This is a genomic window from Paenibacillus sp. XY044 (genome assembly GCF_002257645.1).
Lineage (GTDB): Bacteria > Bacillota > Bacilli > Paenibacillales > Paenibacillaceae > Paenibacillus_AQ.
The window spans coordinates 156,306-175,290 of the sequence record NZ_NQMO01000003.1 but is presented as its reverse complement, the minus strand read 5'-3'; the positions used below and the strand labels follow the sequence as shown (position 1 = coordinate 175,290).

General features: G+C 54.4%; 13 protein-coding genes. 2 read left to right on the top strand and 11 right to left on the bottom strand.

What is annotated here, in order from left to right; genetic code table 11:
• Nucleotides 1-450: 450 nt before the first annotated feature.
• From CJP46_RS14515 to leuC, 10 genes are all read right to left on the bottom strand, one after another.
• Nucleotides 451-4,116, bottom strand: coding sequence for a dynamin family protein (locus tag CJP46_RS14515; RefSeq protein WP_094596328.1), 3,666 nt, complete (start codon nucleotides 4,114-4,116; stop codon nucleotides 451-453).
• Between the two features lie 189 nt (nucleotides 4,117-4,305).
• Complete coding sequence (locus CJP46_RS14510; protein WP_094596327.1) at nucleotides 4,306-4,578, bottom strand: NAD/NADP transhydrogenase alpha subunit; 273 nt, start codon at nucleotides 4,576-4,578, stop codon at nucleotides 4,306-4,308.
• Between the two features lie 32 nt (nucleotides 4,579-4,610).
• Nucleotides 4,611-5,285, bottom strand: coding sequence for an endonuclease III (gene nth / locus CJP46_RS14505; protein WP_094596326.1), 675 nt, complete (start codon nucleotides 5,283-5,285; stop codon nucleotides 4,611-4,613).
• An 89-nt stretch (nucleotides 5,286-5,374) separates the two neighbouring features.
• Nucleotides 5,375-8,110, bottom strand: a complete 2,736-nt coding sequence (locus CJP46_RS14500) for an S-layer homology domain-containing protein (RefSeq protein WP_094596325.1) — start codon at nucleotides 8,108-8,110, stop codon at nucleotides 5,375-5,377.
• 191 nt (nucleotides 8,111-8,301) lie between these two features.
• The gene (locus tag CJP46_RS14495) at nucleotides 8,302-9,003 is read right to left on the bottom strand and encodes a GerMN domain-containing protein (protein ID WP_094596324.1); all 702 of its coding nucleotides are present in this window, start codon (nucleotides 9,001-9,003) and stop codon (nucleotides 8,302-8,304) included.
• Between the two features lie 34 nt (nucleotides 9,004-9,037).
• Nucleotides 9,038-10,480 carry an N-acetylmuramoyl-L-alanine amidase family protein gene (locus CJP46_RS14490; protein ID WP_094596323.1) on the bottom strand — a complete coding sequence of 481 codons (1,443 nt, stop codon included), beginning with the start codon at nucleotides 10,478-10,480 and terminating at the stop codon, nucleotides 9,038-9,040.
• Between the two features lie 285 nt (nucleotides 10,481-10,765).
• Entirely contained in the window at nucleotides 10,766-11,443 is a 678-nt protein-coding gene (locus tag CJP46_RS14485) for a GerMN domain-containing protein (RefSeq protein ID WP_094596870.1), read from the bottom strand.
• Nucleotides 11,444-11,474: 31 nt separating this feature from the next.
• Nucleotides 11,475-12,977, bottom strand: coding sequence for an N-acetylmuramoyl-L-alanine amidase family protein (locus tag CJP46_RS14480; RefSeq protein WP_094596322.1), 1,503 nt, complete (start codon nucleotides 12,975-12,977; stop codon nucleotides 11,475-11,477).
• A gap of 297 nt (nucleotides 12,978-13,274) precedes the next feature.
• Nucleotides 13,275-13,877 carry a 3-isopropylmalate dehydratase small subunit gene (leuD, locus tag CJP46_RS14475; RefSeq protein WP_094596321.1) on the bottom strand — a complete coding sequence of 201 codons (603 nt, stop codon included), beginning with the start codon at nucleotides 13,875-13,877 and terminating at the stop codon, nucleotides 13,275-13,277.
• A gap of 14 nt (nucleotides 13,878-13,891) precedes the next feature.
• Nucleotides 13,892-15,316: a 3-isopropylmalate dehydratase large subunit gene (gene leuC, locus CJP46_RS14470; RefSeq protein WP_094596320.1), complete on the bottom strand. Its 1,425-nt coding sequence runs from the start codon at nucleotides 15,314-15,316 to the stop codon at nucleotides 13,892-13,894.
• 208 nt (nucleotides 15,317-15,524) lie between these two features.
• Between leuC and CJP46_RS14465 the strand changes: the two genes are divergently transcribed.
• Nucleotides 15,525-16,436 carry a LysR family transcriptional regulator gene (locus tag CJP46_RS14465; protein WP_094596319.1) on the top strand — a complete coding sequence of 304 codons (912 nt, stop codon included), beginning with the start codon at nucleotides 15,525-15,527 and terminating at the stop codon, nucleotides 16,434-16,436.
• A 103-nt stretch (nucleotides 16,437-16,539) separates the two neighbouring features.
• On the opposite strand, the gene CJP46_RS14460 is transcribed toward CJP46_RS14465, so the two are convergent.
• Nucleotides 16,540-17,358, bottom strand: coding sequence for a carbon-nitrogen family hydrolase (locus CJP46_RS14460; protein ID WP_094596318.1), 819 nt, complete (start codon nucleotides 17,356-17,358; stop codon nucleotides 16,540-16,542).
• A 178-nt stretch (nucleotides 17,359-17,536) separates the two neighbouring features.
• Here CJP46_RS14460 and CJP46_RS14455 point away from each other — a divergent pair, with 178 nt between their 5' ends.
• Entirely contained in the window at nucleotides 17,537-18,748 is a 1,212-nt protein-coding gene (locus CJP46_RS14455) for a pyridoxal phosphate-dependent aminotransferase (RefSeq protein WP_094596317.1), read from the top strand.
• Nucleotides 18,749-18,985: the final 237 nt, after the last annotated feature.

The following is an 18,985-nucleotide window of genomic DNA, read 5'->3' as shown; positions in this document are numbered from 1 at the left end:
ATATTTTCGCCGCTTTGTCAATGGTTCGGCATTAACTGGATATAATCCGGCTTTACTTATCAAATCATGCCAAATCCTCTCAATCTCTGCGCTTCCCGATAAAATGCCGGGTGGTGATGTAAAAGCGCTTCCTGACTTGGGGGGAAGCTTCCATTTTTCGGTGTCCGAAACGGCCCTCTCGAGGTCAGCGGGCCAGTCAAGAGTTAGCCTGTTGAGCCCAACAAATCGAAACAAAAAAGCCCCTGTAACAGGGGCTTCCGTTTTTGAAATGAACCGGCAGGGCAGACGATGGAGTAATCACGTTCGTATTTCATTCCTAATTCAGCATGAGGTTTTTGATGACGTCCAGCCCTTTCGACTGCCCCATGGCCAGCGGACCGACGAGTTCGGTATCGAAACGGCGATCGTTTATATGCACAGCGGTCGTCTCCCTCCCCGTCAGGGTGGCTCCTAAGACGTCATTCGCTCATCAATATGAAGCAGTTCGGATGCAAGAGTATCCCACGTCTCCGGCCGCTCGCCCTGTTCCAGCGAGGCGGTCAGCGCATCAACCGTTTCCTCCAGCTGCTCCTGCAGCCGGCCGGCCTGCCTATGCTGGGCCTCCGCCATCCGCTGTGCGTAAAAATCCGACAGCAGCCCTTCCTGGGCGGATACTTCGCGGCTCAACGCCTCCTTAATTTCTTCTTCCACGGCCGCTCGCATTTTTTCACGGCCACCGCCTTCAAAGAAAGCTTTCGGCGATTTGAAATATCCCCAGGCGGCGTTCCAATCGACGAAGCCCTCCAGCTGAACTTCCCTAAGCTCCGGCGTCTCCCACTCTTTCTCCTCCGGTGGACTCAGAATCAGCCCGGTGTCCAGAGCGGATATATCTTCTATCGTCTGTACGGCAGCCGCGTGCACGATTTGTTTGTCTTTATTCTCCAGGCGAAGCGTCGTTGCCAGCAATTCCTGCTCCAATTCACGGACAAGCGTCCGCTCCAATTCGCGGCCGCACCCGGCAAACACCCGCTTTAGCTGTCCCGCATCCTCACGGAGAACGGAAGGATGGAACGTTTCGTTGAAAAAGTCACCCAGCCCGAAACCGATCCGCTGTCTGACGTGGTACAGCAGCTCCTTCGTTTCCTGTGCGATCAGGTTCCCCTGCTGCCTTGAGGCAAACTGCCCGACAAGCCCCTTGGCTTGCTCGGCTGTCCGTACCAGCTCCTGTCTGCGCCGCTGCCTGCTGCCTGCATCTTGACGGGACAAACGTGCCCATTCCTCCGCCCTTTTCCGCGCAGCCGACACCTCGGATGCGGCGGCTTGCAGGGACAGCTTGGGCAGCTCTTCCCCGGCGAAGGCTCCGAGCGCATCCTCGAATACGCCGAGCCCCGATTGTACCAGCATCGCTTCATCACCAGCTAGCTTCGCTTCGAGGGCAGTCATGCTGGAGAGGGGATAAATATGCGGCAGACGGATACCGCGGGCTTTCAGGTTGCCGTCCACATGCTTAACGACCTGCTCCAGCTCTTCCGGGGAAGAGGCCAAGTCGGCCGCATTGACGATGAAAAACATTTTATCGAGGGCGAAGCTGTCCTTCACCCGCCCGAGCTGTGTCAGGAACTGCCGGTCGCCCTTGGAAAACGCGTGATTATAATACGTCACAAAAACGATGGCGTCCGCTTGCTTCATATATTGGAACGTCACCCCGGTATGGCGGGCGTGCAGCGAATCGGCCCCCGGCGTGTCCACGAGAATGATACCCTGCTCCGTCAGCGGGGAGCTGTAATACAGATCAATCCGGTCCACAAAGCAGGACTTGGTTTCATCCGCCACAAAGGAGCGGTACTCCGCCATGTCAACGGTCTGCACGCTGCCTAGCAGCGGTTTTGCCTGTTCCCAGCCCGCGGCGGCCGCCTTGAGAAATCCGTAATGCGGCAGGCCGGCCGGATGAACGCCTTCCGGCTTCATGGAACGTACCGCCTCAAGCCAGCCGTCGCCTTCAGGCTTGCCGAGCTGGAGGATCGAGAAGGAATACGCTAAATCGTCCTGGATGGCCTCGGCCGACTTCATTTGAACCCGGGCCGTCCCGTGCGCATACTCGCCTTCGGGGGCCAGGATGCGGTTGATCGCCGCCGTCGTCGGATGCGGCGAGACGGGCAGCACGCTGTCGCCGAGCAGAGCGTTGGCGAACGATGACTTGCCGGCACTGAACGCGCCGAACAGTGCCATCGTGAACGAGCCGCCGGCCAGCGCCTCGGCTCGGCTCTCCAGCCCCCGCGCGGCGGAAGCGAGCGCGGGGTGGCGTCCCAGCAGCGCTGCCGCTTCGCGCAGCTGCGCCGCGGCCGCGTCAAGCCGCTGGCGGCGGCCCTTGGCCGCGCCGCCATGCGGCCCCGCCCCGCCATGCGGGGCGGGCTTCACGGCGGGCGCCGCCATAGGCGCGCCCGCGTCTCCCCCGGCCGAAGGCGCAGCCGGCCGGGTAGGGGCGCTCACCCGCGGCAGGGTGCCGGGGGTGAGCGCCTGATGCGGCGGCAGCAGGCGCGCCGCCGCTTCCTTGCGCGCCGCGATGGCCGCCGCCAGTTCCGTGTAGCGGGCCATCGCGGCGGACTGCTCCTGCAGCGCAGCCAGCTCCTGCTGTGCGCGCTGCTTGGCCGGCGCAGCGGATGCCTCGACATCCGCCAGAATCTCTTCCGCCGCGTCCAACGCAGCGCGGCGATACAGCGCCTTGATCTCTGCCGACAGCTTGCGGCAGTAATTGAGCAGGTATTCACCGGACAGCACCGCCCCCGGCTCTACCGTGCTCTCCAGCAGCTCCGGCCCGATGACCGGCATCAGGTCCGCAAGCCGCTTGTCGCGTTCCTCATTCCAAATCCGGTGGGATTGTCCCCAGCGGCGTAGCAGCTCCTCAAGATGCCACCCGATCTGGGAAGCGCACTGCTCCCGCAGAGACGACAGCAGGCCTTCCAAGCGCTCCTGCTTCTCCTGCTCCGTTTTCGCCCCCGAGAACAGAAAGCCCTTCTTGAATCCCGGCTTGCGGCTTTCAAGAAACAGCTGCACCCGGTCCCGCAGATCGGCCGGCGTCAGGTTGGCATTATCGAGCAGTCCTTCCACTTCACGGCGGACCGTTTCGCGTTCAAGCTGCCGGATATGCTCAAACCGGTCGATTTCCTCCCTGAGGGCTCCCATCTCCCGTTCCAGTTCCGCCGCCTTCTCTGCGCCTCCCATCTCCTGCAGCTGCTGCTCCATTTCCTCCTGCAGCGAATCGGCGAACTGCGCTGTATGCTGCTCGGCGATATGACGCGCAGAGCAGTCGATGCTATAAGACAAGAGCGGAGCCCGCTGGGCGATCAGCTCCTGCACCAGGCCATCCAGTTGAGCCCGCTGGTTAAACGGATGTTCGGGGTTTTTCAGCGAAATGAACAGCAGATTCTCGTAATGAACCTGCCACCGCTTGAAAGCGGCTTCCACTTCGTCGCGGTAAGTCTCGAAGGATAACTCCCGTTCCCTGTGCTTGTCAATTTGGTTGACGATCAAGTACAGCGGTTTGCCCCAATCCGACAGGCTCTTAGCAAACACCAAATTGTTTTCGGACTGGACATGGTTATAATCCATTACGTACAGAACGACATCCGCCAGATGAAGCGCGGAGTGGGTCGCTTTCTGATGACCGTCGTCCGTCGAGTCCACTCCAGGGGTATCCATAAATACGCCATGTTTCCCGAGCAGCGGGACTTGATCCCACACTTCCACCGATGAATAATCACCGCCGTTGGTGCAGTACTCGTACAGTTCTTCCAACGAAACCTGAAGCGGTTCCGCGATGTCATCTTCGTTCCCCGCATCTCCGGCCGGATAAATCAGGGCGCGCGGTTCACCATTGCGGATGGAGACGACGTTGGCGCTGGTCGGCACCGGACCGGAGGGGAGCACCTTTCTGCCGCATAAGGAATTGATAAGGCTCGATTTTCCCGCCGAGAAATGGCCGCAAAAGGCGATGGTCATTTCCCCGGCGTCTGCTTTATGTATTAAATCGTTTATTAGACTCGCTGATCTCGCATCTCCCCAGGTGGCAAGCTGGTCTTTCAGAGGCTGCAGCGCAAGAGATCCTTGACGAGCTGTGGATTGGACAGTGAACGACATGCTGACTACTCTCCCTTATGTCAATTGGCCGAATGAGTCGGCTCGTGATGCATGATGCCTGAAAACCCATTCAAATAGTTTTATTTTAACATTCCACGGATGGGTTGGAAATCATTTTGCCGGACAAAAAAAATAAAACCGAATCTCCATTCGGTTTTATCCTGGGTCTTCCTATGCATGGACAGGCCGTTAAATCGACGCATTCTCCAGTTCCGGAATCAAAATTTCAAACACTTTGCCGTGCTGCAAAATCGTCAAGCCCCGGGACTTGTCCTTCATGACAACGACTTCAGGCTTTACCGACATCCGATCCAGATAATGCTCAGGCACGTCGCCCGAATGGCTCACCGTGATGCCCTCAACTTCCTTCTCTTCGTTTTCACTCAATTTGCTTTCCACGACCGTGTCGAAAATATCGGAAAACATTTCAAAATTGTCTGTGTATACCGAAATGCATTTCATCTAAATCCCATCCTTCTCCATCTTTGTTCTTCCTATCCTGTATGTTCCTTATCTTTTCTGATTTGGGACGTCTTCATACGTTTTTTTCCTTCACGGCACACATCGAGCAGCGGGCATACCTGACATTTCGGATTCTGTGCCTTGCAGTGATACCGGCCGAAGAAGATGAGCCTATGGTGCGTGATCGTCCACTCATCCTTGGGCACCCGCTTCATCAGCTTTTTCTCCACTTCAAGCACCGAATCTTTCCAGCCCGCCAGGGCAAGCCGCTTGGATACCCGTTCGACATGCGTATCCACCGCAATCGCCGGAACGTCAAAAGCGTTCGACACCACCACATTGGCCGTCTTGCGTCCCACGCCGGGAAGCTGAACCAACTTGTCATGCTCCCGGGGAACCTCGCCGCCGTACTGTTCGATCAGAATACGGCACAGGTTTTGAATGTGCTTTGCTTTGTTCCGGTACAGGCCGATTCGGCGGATATCCTGTTCGAGCTCCTCTAAGGGAACCGAAACATAATCCTCAGGCGTTTTATACTTTTGAAAAAGATCCTTGGTTACCTTGTTTACCGTTTCGTCCGTACACTGCGCGGACAACAGGACCGCGATCGTCAGCTCGAACGCATTGCTGTGGTTTAATTCACAATGAGCGTCGGGAAACATCGCTCCGATCGTGTCCAAAATATAGCGAACGGTTTCAGCCTTCATGCGAAGTACCTCCTGCAAAAAAAAACGTCCTGACGCGGGTAAGACTCCCGCATCAAGACGGTGTATCTTATGACCATTCCCAAAGCATACTATTGTTTCTGTATTTCTACAATCGTTCCATTGTTTAAATACAATACAATAGTATCATTTTCTTTCAGGGATTGCACGGTCAATATCGTGTCACCTTGGTGAATATATGCGCCCGGCGAAAGCGTATATTGGTTGGCATCATTAACATTTTGCCGTTTCACATATATTTCCTTCGCATAACTGTCATATTTCCAGTAGGTTTGTGTCGTTACGTTCAGCACTTTGACCACGGCATTGCCGCTTTCATCCTTGCGAACTTCGACACGATTGCCCGCAGCCAGGTTCCCCAGGCTCAAAGCACTGCCGGCGTCGTTAACGATTTTCGACCCGCTTCCGAGCTTGAACGTTTCCGTCGTACCGGCATAATCTTTCACCGTAATGCTTGGTGATGCCGTAGAAGAATCGACAGCTGTGATTTGGCCCGTCGTCAGTTTGACGATTTGTGCAGCGGCCGCGTTCGTTCCGTTAAAGGTCACGTTGAGGATTTGGCCGGCGCGAATATCCGCCAGCTCCACAGCCTGACCGTTATCTCCTGTCAAAGCGGCTTTGTCCAAATAGAACTGGCTCGTTACGCCGTCCTTTTTCACCGTAATTCGGCTGCTAGTATAGTTCATGTCCACGACTTCAAACTGAACCGTCGATTTCAGCATAATGGACGAAATCGCATCCTGCGTCGGATTCAGCACAAGGGCAACATCGCTTCCGACCTTCACGTCGGACAGCGACGCGTTACTTTTGCCATATGCCTGAACGGCAGGATTAATATATGGTAGCACGAGCGTTTCCCCGCCCGGGGTTACCACGGTAATCTTCTTGGCTGAAGTATCGATCGCGGTTACTTTGCCATCGTACTGGTAAATGACCTCCAGCGATAGCGCACGGTTCGTCAGGTAGCTGACGTTCACCTTGCGGCCGGTCGTCAGCAGCGATTCGATGCCGGACAGCGTCGGATTAGCCGTGTTGTACACCAGCTTAGTTTTGTCGTCGAGTGTCACGACAAACGGTTTTTTGTTGGCGTCCATTAGTGTGAGCAGCTTTGTCTTCGGTTCATAGGATACGACCGAGGCTCCGCGTTTTTGCTCCATTTGGCGGTTCAGCACTTCGATTTTGGTCACCTGATCATCAGGATTCAGCGTGATTTGCACTTGGTCGCCGGCGGTCGAATCCGCGATCAGATCGCTCAGAAGCGGTGCGCTGATGCCGCTGATGATGATTTCGGGTTTGCTGGCGAGAAGCTTCACTTCGAGAGCTCCGCCGTCCCGCTTGTAGGTAATGGTCGACCCGTTTGCTCCTACCTCATACAAGGATCCGCGGATCGTCCGCTCCACTCCCTGTTTAACCTCAATCGATTGAATGATGTTGTTCTTGATCGTGTAATTAATGGTGGAGCCCGCTTTCAATTCGGACGGAGACAGAATCTCATTCTGGTAACTGAAGAACGAGCTGCCATCCCACGTGTAGCTTTCGAGATTGCCCGCATCATTTTTGATGACGAGCGATTTCGTAGCCGTATCGATGCTCTGCAGCGTGCCGGTTCCCGTCTTGTTCACGATCCCCGATTTCACTTGAACGATCACCGTTTTTTTGGCGGAGCTGAACGTTTCGCGCTGTACCGACACCTTGCTGCCTACCGCTATTGCGGAAGGATCGACCTTCGCTCCGTTCTGATCCAGGAACGTCGTCCCCGCATCATATGTAAACTGCTGGAACGTGCTGTTCGTTTCGATCCAGAGGATATTCCCCGGAGACAGCTTCTGGAACGTTCCCTCCGTGCTTTCCAGCTGAACGGTTGGGTCCGTCACTTCCACATAACCCGCCTTCGCCCCACTGCCGATGACCATCACTTTGGTGTACGGTTTCAAATCGGCAAAGGCAATCTTCGTTTCCGAATCGCTCGTAAAATATCCGGTAGATGCATCAAGCGTATAGCTCCGCATACTGCCGTCCACATACAAATCCAGCTTGTTGTCGCTCAGCCCGGTAATGATGCCTTCGGCGGAGTTGTCGTACTTCACATTGTTGTAGGTTTCGGCCCGGCTGAAGAAAGTAGCCAATTGGGCCCGCGTGACCGAGCCTTGCGGATCAAAACGGTTACCATCCACGCCGTTCGTCAAGCCCAGCTCCAGCGCAACATTCACAAAACCGCGCTTTGAAGCAGAAATTTTGCTGTTATCGGCAAACGTCGTCGCCTTCGAGGCTGCGGCAGAAGCTTCGCTTTCCTTGCCCAGGGATCGCACCAATACTTCGGTGATCCACTCCCGGCTTGCCTTCCGTTCGCCCCAAGTTCCCTTTTGACCGGTCGCCGCGCTTTCGGACGTCTTATTCAGCATGTTTTGCTGAAAGGCCAGCGCAACGTACGGCTTGAAGTAATTGTTAACAACCACATTCTCCGGCAGTGCAATGGCTGTGTTCGTGCTCAGCTTATCCTGAAGAGCCGCAAAACGGATCGCCATTGTCACGGCTTCCTGCTGGGTCACATAATCGTTTGGACGGAAAAGTCCTTTATCGCCAAGGATGATGCCTTGAGCAGCAAGCTTATAAATATGCTTCTCAGCCCAGAAGCCGCTCTTAACGTCACTGAACTGGCCGACGGTTGCTGCCGTTACGCTTGCTCCAGTCGCAGCCTGGGTATCCGCAAACACGGCTGTGCCCGAGCTTAATGCCATCATACCGACCAGTACGGCGGAGACGACTTTTTTAGAAGGTAAGGAATGATTGCTGCGTTTATGAACCATGATAGTGCCCCTCTCTGAAATAAATAGAAAGAACTAAAGCGGATGCGCCCGTTCCCCGGGAATAATAGCTCCCGTAAAGGATGCACGACGCTCCAACTTTAGTTCGTTACTATCAGCCATTCTCTAGCTGCATATAATTCGACATCCAGGAGCCGAGCTCCTGCTTTTTTTCCTGAATTTCCCCAAAAAAATCAGTGTCTTGTCATCGGATGCTCCAAATCGACATGCCCCATCAGGCTTTCTACCTTGGCGCCGTCAACCAACAGCTCGATGGACTTCAATTCATCAAATTGGAACATGGTGTTGTCGAGCGCATCCAGGGCGAACTGCTCTCCCCCCGCACCAAGACGAGCCTCATCCGGAAGATGGATATCCATCGTCAGCTGCCCGTCCTTCATGTTCATTGATTTGAGTTCAACCTTTCCCCAGAGAGGAATGAGGTCCGATTTATCACTGGACTGCAGCGCATCGAAGGCTTTCTTGTATTTCTCTTCATCGCTGCTGTAGCTGATTTCCTTGTGGGCTTTGTGCAGATCCAGTTCCTGAGGATCGGTGTAATACACGTCGATATTCAGGTTTTTTTGGCTCGAATCGGTCGATTGCGAAGACGTGGATTGGTCCTGGCCAGTCGAATCTTGACCCTGCCCTTGCGAACCCGACGAGGACTGATCCTGGCCTGTCCCTTGGTCCTGGCCATTGTCAGAACTTGCCGCATTATCAGTGCCTTCGCTTCCCGTTTCTCCTGCTGCCGTATCTCCGCCGCTGCCGGTCACCTGCTGGTCGGAGGCCGTCTCCTGCTGCTGATCTGGTGCGGCTGTCGGCTTCTGACCGCAGCCTGCCAAAGCAACCAACGCCAGAGCCAGAACTCCTGCACACCAAACTTTTTTATTCATTGACTTCCCGCCTCCTTGTTCCTGTGACTCCTCATTATTTCACACCCAAATACTCTTTGATTCCGCTGACGATCCCTTTAGCAACCCGCTGCTGGAAGCTCTCCGAGAACAGGGCAGCCTCGTCGTTTTTGTTACTCAGATAACCGACTTCCAAAAGCACGGCCGGCATCTTCGTTTCGCGAATGACGTGGAAATTGCCGTAGCGAACGCCGCGGTCCGTCAGACCAGTAGCTTGTACAAGGTATTTGTGCATGACATTAGCAAGCGCTTTGCTGGCATCCCGCTGATAATACGTTTCGCTTCCCGATGCTACGGAAGATCCCGCACTGTTCGCATGGATGGAAATAAAAACATCCGCCTTCAAATCGTTTGCAATCTTCACCCGTTCACTCAGCTCCAGGAACGTATCGTCGCTGCGGGTAAGAACTACATCGATGCTTGGATCATTTTTGAGCAGAGCCCCTACTTTGAGGGCAACTGCCAGGTTAAACGCTTTTTCTTTTTTGCCGGAAACGCCTGATGCGCCAGGATCCTGATTGCCATGGCCCGCATCAATGACGACGATCTTTTTGCCGCCACCACCAACCGGTGTGGAAGGAGTGCCGCTGTCTGATGTGTTCAAGTCGATGATATACATCCCGTTTTCATTGGTCAGCTTATAATTTTTAGCATAATTCAGATCAATGACCACGCGTACCGTGGAAGGATTATCGTTGTACAGCGAATATCGGATATTGGAAACGTCCGGATAGCCGCTGACGCTTATTGAGCCGTTATAATTGCTGTCCAGTGGAGAAGAACCGCTGAATTGATCCGAAAATTTCGCGTTCGCCAAGTCGATTACGATCCGGTTGGGACCCGTCATTTTAAAACTGCTGGCCTTGACCGAACCGCTGGTTGCGATCAGCAGTCGGTTATCGCTGAAACTGAGTCCATTGACAAGCCCGACGCTGCTGTTGTCATCGCCGCTTCCGCTGCCGGGCACGGTCGTACCGCCATTGCCTGCACCTGTGCCGGCATTGCCGTTGTTTCCGGAATTCGAATCCGGGGTAATTAAATATACCACTTTCTTCACATTATCCCAGCTGACGGTCAGTCCCATTTGCTCACTCACAAAGCGAAGTGGGACGATGACCGTGTCGGTGCGCAGAATCGGCGCGATATTGAGTGCAACCTTACTGCCGTTAACCGTAGCATTCTTTTGATTAACAACAAGCTTTATGACTGTCGAGTCCTTTTGTATGGTTACCGTGCTGGTCTTCTGCTCCCATGCGACATCAAATCCCAGACTCTCTCCGACCACACGAAATGGGATCATCGTATTACCCTTCACATTTTCAACCACTGCATTACCTGTAAGCTTCAGCTCATTGTCATTCAAAAAAATCTTTGTGCTCCCTGCCGCAGCCTGTCCATTATGAGGAAACGCCAAAATGAAGACAAATAAAAACGCAAACAAAAAACCAAACTTCTTCATTATTCACCCCTACCATTCTCAAATTTTTCAACTGCTTTTTGACGTTTCGGCTTCGGCATCTTCGACATCACCAGACATTTATTAGACGCGAGCCCCCCTGAAAAGTTGCGAATATATTCCTCTATATGCAAAACTTTTACTATGACTTTGGATGGACAAAACCGGGATTTTATGTATTGACGACCCGGACACCCCTGCTGAAAAGCACGGTTTGCGCACAAAAAAACAAGCATGCCGATTCTCGCAATGAGTCAGCATGCTTGTCATCTTCATTTAAATCATGATTTATTCGTCTCTCTTGATGGGATGATCGAGATCCATGTGGCCCATCAAGCTCTCCACGGCCTCGCCGTCGACGAGGACGTCAATCGACTTGATTTCTTCGAATTGGAACATCGTTTGCTTGAGCGAGTCGAGGGCAAATTGTTCCCCGCCCGACCCCAGCCGGGCTTCGTCCGGAATATGAATGTCCATATGCAGGAGACCCGCATCCTTCTGGTCCACCGACATCTTTGTCAATTCGATTTTACCCCACAGCGGAACGAGGTCGCTGCTGCCGCTGTCTTGAAGCGCTTTGAAAGCCTGAACGTACTTCTCGAGATCCGATTCGAAGCTAATCTCCTTCTGGGCTTTCTTCAGCTCCATTTCCTGCGGGTCGGTGTAATATACATCAATGGTCAATTTCTGAACGCTTGGTTGATCCTGATCTGTCTGACCGGTCGTTTCTCCCTTGGATTCCCCCGTCCCTCCACTGCTGTCATTGCCCGAATTGCTCCCTGTCGCACTATCATCCGGAGAAGTTCCTTCCGTAGCCGGCGGCGTCGTACTGTCGTCCGCTTGAAATGAGCTCGGTTCGGAAGCGCTCGCCGGCGGTGGCGGAGCCGTCTTTGCTTTCTGACCGCAGCCCGCTCCCAGAATCATAACGGCGGACAGAACAACTGCACACCATAATTTTTTATTCACCATAACACTCCTTTCAGCCAAGTTCCGAATCCTATAATCCCAAATATTCCTTAATGCCGTTCACGATCCCCTGCGCGACGGCCTGCTGGACATTTTCGGAGAACAAGGTTGCTTCATCCTTCGGATTGCTTAGATATCCAACCTCCAAGAGAACAGCCGGCATTTTGGTCTCCCGAATGACGTGGAAGTTGCCGTATTTCACTCCCCGGTCCGTCAAGCCCGTAGCCTGAACCAAGTACTTGTGCAGCACGTTTGCCAGCGATTTGCTCGCATCACGCTGATAGTAGGTTTCGCTGCCGCTGGCCGCGGACGAGCCCGCGCTGTTCGCATGGATGGATACAAACACGTCGGCATTCAGATCGTTGGCTATTTTAACACGGTCCTTCAACTCAAGGAAAGTGTCATCGCTCCTCGTCAGAACAAAATCGATGTTCGACTCGCTTCCGAGCAGCTGTCCGACCTTAAGAGCAACTGCCAAATTGAAGTCCTTCTCTTTCGTTTTCGAATAACCGATCGTCCCGGGATCCTTGGCCCCATGGCCGGCGTCGATCACGACGACCTTCTTCCCGCTGCCCCCGACCGGAACCGACGGTGTCTCCGTAGATAAATTCAAATCGACGATATACATTCCGCTTCCGGACGGGTCCGGGTATGCGGCATAGTTTTTGGCATAGTTCAAATCGATCACGATCCGAACGGTGGACGGGCTGCTGCTGAACAACGAATACCGGATCCCGGAAACGTCCGGATACCCGCTGATGTCCAGTTTCCCCTGGGCATCAGTGCTCAGGTTCAGCGTATCGCCCAGCGCAGGTGAGAACCGGGTCTGCGGCAGATCCACGACGATACGGTCCGGACCCTTCATTGTAAACACTTTCGGCACCACGTTACCGTTACCGGCGGTGGCGATCATCAAGCGGTTGTCGCTGAAGCTGATGCCTGTCAGCTCCGCATCCCCTTCTTGACCGGTCGTGCCGGACCCTTCAGTACCGCCCGATGACGCGGAGTCTTCCGGATTGCCGCTTCCCGTATCAGGAACCGGTATCGTACCGCCGCTGCCTGCGCCTGTCCCTGGTTCAGAACCGGATGGATTCGATGTATCCGTAGACAAATATACCGTTTTATTCACACTGTCCCAACTGACCGCAAGTCCCATTTGTTCACTGACGAACCGGATCGGTACGACGACGCTGCCCTTCTGCAGGAGCGGCGGCTGATCCAGACTCACCTTTTTGCCGTTCACCGTTGCCGATTTCTGCTTCACAACGAGCAGCATCGTGGTGCTGTCTTTCTGAATGGTGACCTTCTGCGGCTTCTGCTCCCAATCTACGGCAAAGCCAAGATTCTCACCGACCACGCGAAAGGGAACCATAATGCTCCCGTTCACATTGACAACTCCTGCGTCCGCAGGCATGTCCAGTTGTTTCCCGTCCAGCACGATCTCCGTGCCGCTTGCCGCCGATACCGACGGCGCCTGGGCGCCGACAATAAAGGCGAACATCAATAAAAACAGTAAAAAGCCAAATTTCTTCATGTTTCACCTCTGGCAAACTGATTTTTTGCCGCTGCTCATGACGAGCCGGCAGAATTTATGTAAAAAAAACATTTAACAATATTGGATATGTAACATTTTCTGTGCACTAAGCTTATATTCCTGCTTGATTTTACAAATTTTTACCTGTCTGATTTCCCGAATTATCCAAATATCGACCTCCCTTGACCCCATCAGTTCCCCAGATATAACCACAGCGTCCAGCAAAAAAAAGCCCCCATACTCCTTATCGGAGCATGGGGACTTATATTGAAGGGCAGTGCCCATCCGATGAATAGGTTACGCGAACAAGCGGTCCGCGTGCTTTTGCTCGTAGGCAGAGATGGCATCTTCATGCTGAAGGGTCAGGCCGATATCGTCGAGGCCTTGCAGCAGGAACTGACGGCGATGCTCATCCAGGTCGAAATCGATATGCAGACCGCTCGCGTCCGTGATCGTTTTCTTTTCCAAATCGACGTTCAGTTCGTAGCCTTCATTCGCTGCCGTGCGCTGGAACAGGTCTTCCACCTGCTCTTCGGACAGCTTGATCGGCAGAATGCCGTTCTTAAAGCAGTTGTTGTAGAAAATGTCTGCGAACGATGGCGCGATGACGCATCTGAACCCGTAGTCCATAATCGCCCATGGCGCATGCTCACGGGAGGAGCCGCAGCCGAAGTTCGCTCTGGAGATCAGGATCGAAGCTCCTTTATAGCGCGGCTGGTTCAGCGAAAATTGCGGGATGTCATTGCCCTGCTCGTCGAATCTCCATTCATAGAACAGAAATTGTCCGAAACCGGTGCGTTCGATACGCTTCAAAAATTGTTTAGGAATGATGGCATCCGTATCCACGTTCACCCGGTCCACCGGAGCGACGAGACCCGATAATTTCGTAAAAGCTTCCATGTTTATTCTCCTCCTTAGCTGCTGACCGCTTCCGTTTTGAAGTTCCAATCACGGACATCCGTGAACCGTCCCTTGATCGCTGCTGCCGCAGCCATTGCCGGTGACACGAGATGCGTGCGTCCACCGCGGCCCTGACGACCTTCGAAGTTCCGGTTGGACGTCGATGCACAGCGCTGTCCTGGCTGGAGAACGTCCGGGTTCATCGCCAGGCACATGCTGCATCCGGCATCGCGCCATTCAAAGCCCGCTTCGGTGAAAATTTTATCCAGTCCTTCCTTCTCAGCCTGGATTTTAACACGCCCCGAGCCAGGAACGACGATCGCCGTTACCTTGCCGGACACCTTATGGCCATTGGCAACCTGGGCCGCAGCGCGCAGATCCTCAATCCGGCCGTTGGTGCAGGATCCGATAAATACGTAGTCGATTTCGATATCGGACATCGGAGTTCCCGGTGTCAGGCCCATATATTCAATCGCTTTTTCAGCCGCTTTACGTTCGTTTTCGGTCGGCAGTTCGGCCGGAACCGGTACGCGCGACGTGATATCTGTACCCATACCCGGGCTCGTTCCCCAGGTAACTTGCGGGATCAGGGTCTCCACGTCGAACTCCACCACACGGTCGTATGCCGCGCCTTCGTCGGTGACGAGCTGCTCCCACCGTTCAACCGCCTTGTCAAAATCGCCATCCTGCGGTACGTACTGGCGTCCGCGCAAATATTCGAACGTCGTTTCGTCCGGAGCGATCATACCCGCTCTAGCACCGCCTTCGATCGACATGTTGCAGACGGTCATGCGTTCTTCCATCGACAGCTCACGAATCGATTCGCCAGTGTACTCAATAACATAGCCTGTCGCAAAATCCGTGCCGTACTTGGCGATGACGCCTAGGATCATGTCCTTAGCCGTTACGCCGGGATTACGCTTGCCGACGAAGCGGACTTCCATCGTCTTTGCTTTCGCCTGCTGCAAACATTGGGTAGCCAGCACGTGCTCCACTTCACTTGTGCCGATTCCGAACGCCAGAGCGCCGAACGCCCCGTGAGTCGAAGTGTGGCTGTCGCCGCAAACGATCGTTTTGCCCGGATGAGTCAGTCCCAGTTCCGGACCCATAACGTGCACAACCCCTTGATCGATCGTATCCAGATCATAAAGGGTGACGCCGAAGTCGCGGCAGTTCTGCGACAGCGTGTCTATCTGCTGCTTGGAGATCGGGTCTTTAATGTTGAAACGGTCCTTCGTCGGTACGTTATGGTCCATCGTGGCGAACGTCAGCTCTGGACGGCGAACTTTGCGGCCGGTCAGGCGCAGGCCTTCGAAGGCTTGCGGAGACGTTACTTCATGGACGAGATGCAAATCGATGTACAAAATGCTTGGCTTGCCCTCTTCCTGATGAATAACGTGGTTATCCCAGATTTTCTCAAACATCGTTCTTTTACTCATCATTGTCACCTCTTCATGGTTTCGGTCCTTGGAAAAGACGCCGGACACCAACGCGATCCAGTCCCGGCAGCCTCTTGAATTACACTAAATATAGCATTTGCAGCTTAATTGATCCAAGATATAATATCTATAAAAGTAATAGGATTTAACTATCAAGTAAGAGCGGGTTCTTCGCTACAATTTATAGAAAGCAAAGGAAGGTGTCTTCATGGAACTCAGACAGCTGCAATACGCACTCCAAATCGCCCAGGAGCGTAATTTCTCCCGTGCCGCCGAGAAGCTGCACATCGCCCAGCCATCCTTGAGCCAACAGCTGTCCAAGCTGGAAAAAGAACTGGGAGTGCTGCTGTTCCAGCGCAATACGAGCACGGTGGAGTTGACGCATGCCGGTGCTTCCTTCATGGAGCAGGCCCAGAAAATAATGGACGCCGTGGAGCTTCTGCGCCAGGAAATGGCCGATATCTCCCAGTTGAAGAGCGGTAAGGTCGTCATTGGCAGCATGCCGATCACAGGCGCTCACTTGCTCCCGCATGTGCTCCCGACATTCAAACGCCAATACCCTGACATCGAAATCACCCTGTTGGAGGACTCCTCCATGAACCTGGAGAAGCTGACGGCCGGAGGCAAGTCCGACCTCAGCCTGCTCTCCCTCCCGCTGCAGGAGCCCTCGCTCACGTACGAGGCGATCGGCGAAGAAATGATCGATCTCGCTGTACCCGAAACGCATCCGCTCGCTTCAAGAGCCAAAGGCGGTAAACCGGTTCCCGTTCGGATCGATGAGCTGAGCGAAGAATCGTTTATCGTGCTTAAAAAGGGGCAGGGCTTCCGCAAAATGACCTTTGACCTGTGCCAGCAGGCGGGTTTCGAGCCCAAGGTCGTCTTTGAGAGCAACAACATGGAGACGATCCAGTCGCTCGTTGCCACGGGGATGGGCATCACGCTCGTGCCGCGGTTTATCGCACGCGCGCCGCGTAGCGAATTCGTGCCGGTATACCTTCCCCTTGCCGAGCCGGTGCCGAGCCGGACGCTGGTGGTCGCTTACCGGCGCGGACGTTATTTGTCCAAAGCGGCGGAGGCTTTTATCGACACGTTCAAGGACACGCTCAAGGATCTGGTGTAAGAGTAAGACTGCTTAATCGAAGGGAATCGGATACTTTGCGGGCACCTCGTAATATTGTTTATAAGGAAAAAGGTCCGGGCGGGTGCCCGAACCTTTTTTTCGTTTAAGCTTTGCGGTAAATATCGGGTCGGCGGTCCTCGAACACCGGAATCCGGCTACGCACTTCATCGACCAGCCCAAGATCAAGCTCGCCGGTCACGATCTCTTCGCCTTCGCCGCCCTCCGCCACAATCTCGCCCCAAGGGTCGATGATGAGCGAATGACCGAAGAACTCGGTGCTTCCGCTTACGCCGACGCGGTTGCAAGCAATGACGTACATTTGGTTCTCGATCGCCCGGGCCATCAACAGCGTGCGCCAGTGGTGCAGGCGCGGATGGGGCCATTCGGCCGGCACGATCAGCACTTTTGCGCCATTCAGCGCCAGGGAGCGGGCAAGCTCCGGAAAACGGATGTCGTAGCAGATTGAAGCGCCGGCCTGAAAGCCCTCACGAAGTGCAAAGCTGACGATTTCCCCGCCTGCCTCGAGATGCTTCTCCTCGTCCATCAGCCGGAACAGGTGAATCTTGGAATACTTCGCCGTATCTTCGCCCTGTTCATTAAAAACGTACATCGTATTGTATATGCCGCCGTCCTTCTTCTCCGCGATGGAACCGCCGACGATCATCACCTCGTGCCGCTTGGCAAAGGCTGAGAGCCATTCCCGGCTGTCCTTGCCTTCCGGATCCGCGAGGTCCTGGATCTGCTCCAGCGCGTATCCGGTATTCCACATTTCCGGCAGCACCAGCAGGTCTGGCTTCGGTCCGGCAGACACCGCCTGTTCCAACAGCTCTTCCATATGGCGGCGGTTCGCCTCCGGCCGGCCGATTTGAATATCGGCCTGTATTAAAGCGGCTCGCAGCGCCGCGCGCTCAGTTAAAGGCATGTATGGTCCCTCCCATGGATCATGACGCGAATATAGCTTGATCCCGAATCTGTTTTGTATACCATGATAGCCCCTGCCCATTCCGCATGCAAGATGCCATTTCCCTCTATACAGCCCTGATAAATCGTGATAGATTATATAAAATATTATTCTCAAGTCCAGACCGGAGTGATTTGATATGCATTCACCAGAGGACAACGTACGTCCGACATCCGCTTTTCCGATCGTGCCGGCCGAGGTGATGACCCACCTGCCGACGCAGTTTTTCGCTACCCTCGTGCAGAAGGTGAACCGGGAAATCGCCGCGGGGCATGACGTTATCAACCTGGGGCAGGGCAATCCCGACACGCCGACGCCGGGACACATCGTCTCCGCGCTTCAGGAAGCGGCAGCCAACCCGCTCTACCATAAATATTCGCCCTTTACCGGCTATGCCTTTTTAAAGGAAGCAATCGCGAAGCGCTACCTCGAAGATTATGGCGTGGAGCTTGATCCTGAGAAAGAGGTTGCCATCTTGTTCGGCGGAAAAACGGGACTGGTGCAGCTCCCGCAAATTTTGCTCAATCCCGGCGATTTGTGCCTGGTTCCGGATCCGGGATACCCGGATTACTGGTCTGGTATAGCGCTGGCCAAAGCGGAAATGTCGTTTATGCCGCTGCTGGCGGACAACGCCTACCTTCCGGATTACGGCCGCATCAGCCCGCCGGACCGGGCACGCGCCAAGCTGATGTTCCTGAATTATCCGAACAACCCGACGTCGGCCGTCGCTCCTCTATCCATCTATGAGGACACGGTGCGCTTCGCCAGAGAGAACGGTATCGTCGTCGCGAGCGACTTTGCATACGGCGCCATCGGCTTTGACGGGGAGCGCCCCGTCAGCTTCCTGCAAGCACCGGGCGCCAAGGAGGTCGGGATCGAATTTTACACCCTGTCCAAAACGTATAACATGGCCGGTTGGCGCGTCGGATTTGCGCTGGGCAACAGCGAAGTGATATCGCTAATCAACAATCTGCAGGACCATATCTACGTCAGCCTGTTCGGCGGCATTCAAGCCGCGGCGGCTGCGGCGCTCACCTCCTCCCAGGACTGTGTGAAAGAACTCGTGCAGCGGTATGAATCGCGGCGCAATGCCCTTTTCGGCGGCCTCGGCCAAATCGGCTGGACGGCGGACAAACCGGGCGGTTCCTTCTTCAGCTGGCTGCCTGTTCCCAAAGGTTTTACGTCGGAGTCGTTTGCCGATCTCTTGCTGCAGGAAGCCAAGGTGGCCGTAGCTCCCGGCATCGGTTTCGGCCGGCATGGCGAAGGATATGTCCGTATCGGGCTGCTGACCTCCGAGGAGAGGCTGCAGGAAGCAGCTGAGCGGATCGGAAGGTTGAATCTGTTCGCATAACCTTTTGCAAAGACCGCCGCTTCATGGTATTCTAGGTGAAAATAAAGCGGATATATCAAGAAAACATAATCGAAAAGAAACGCGTTGACGGGACCAGTAAGAACGGCCACTCGCGCCCAGAGAGTAAATTCCACCGGCTGAAAGAATTTACCGCGAGCCCTTCTGAAACCTACCCTTGAGCGGCCTGCCTATGTGCGGGACAGTGCCTTCTGTTACAAGGCCCAAAGCCGGATGATC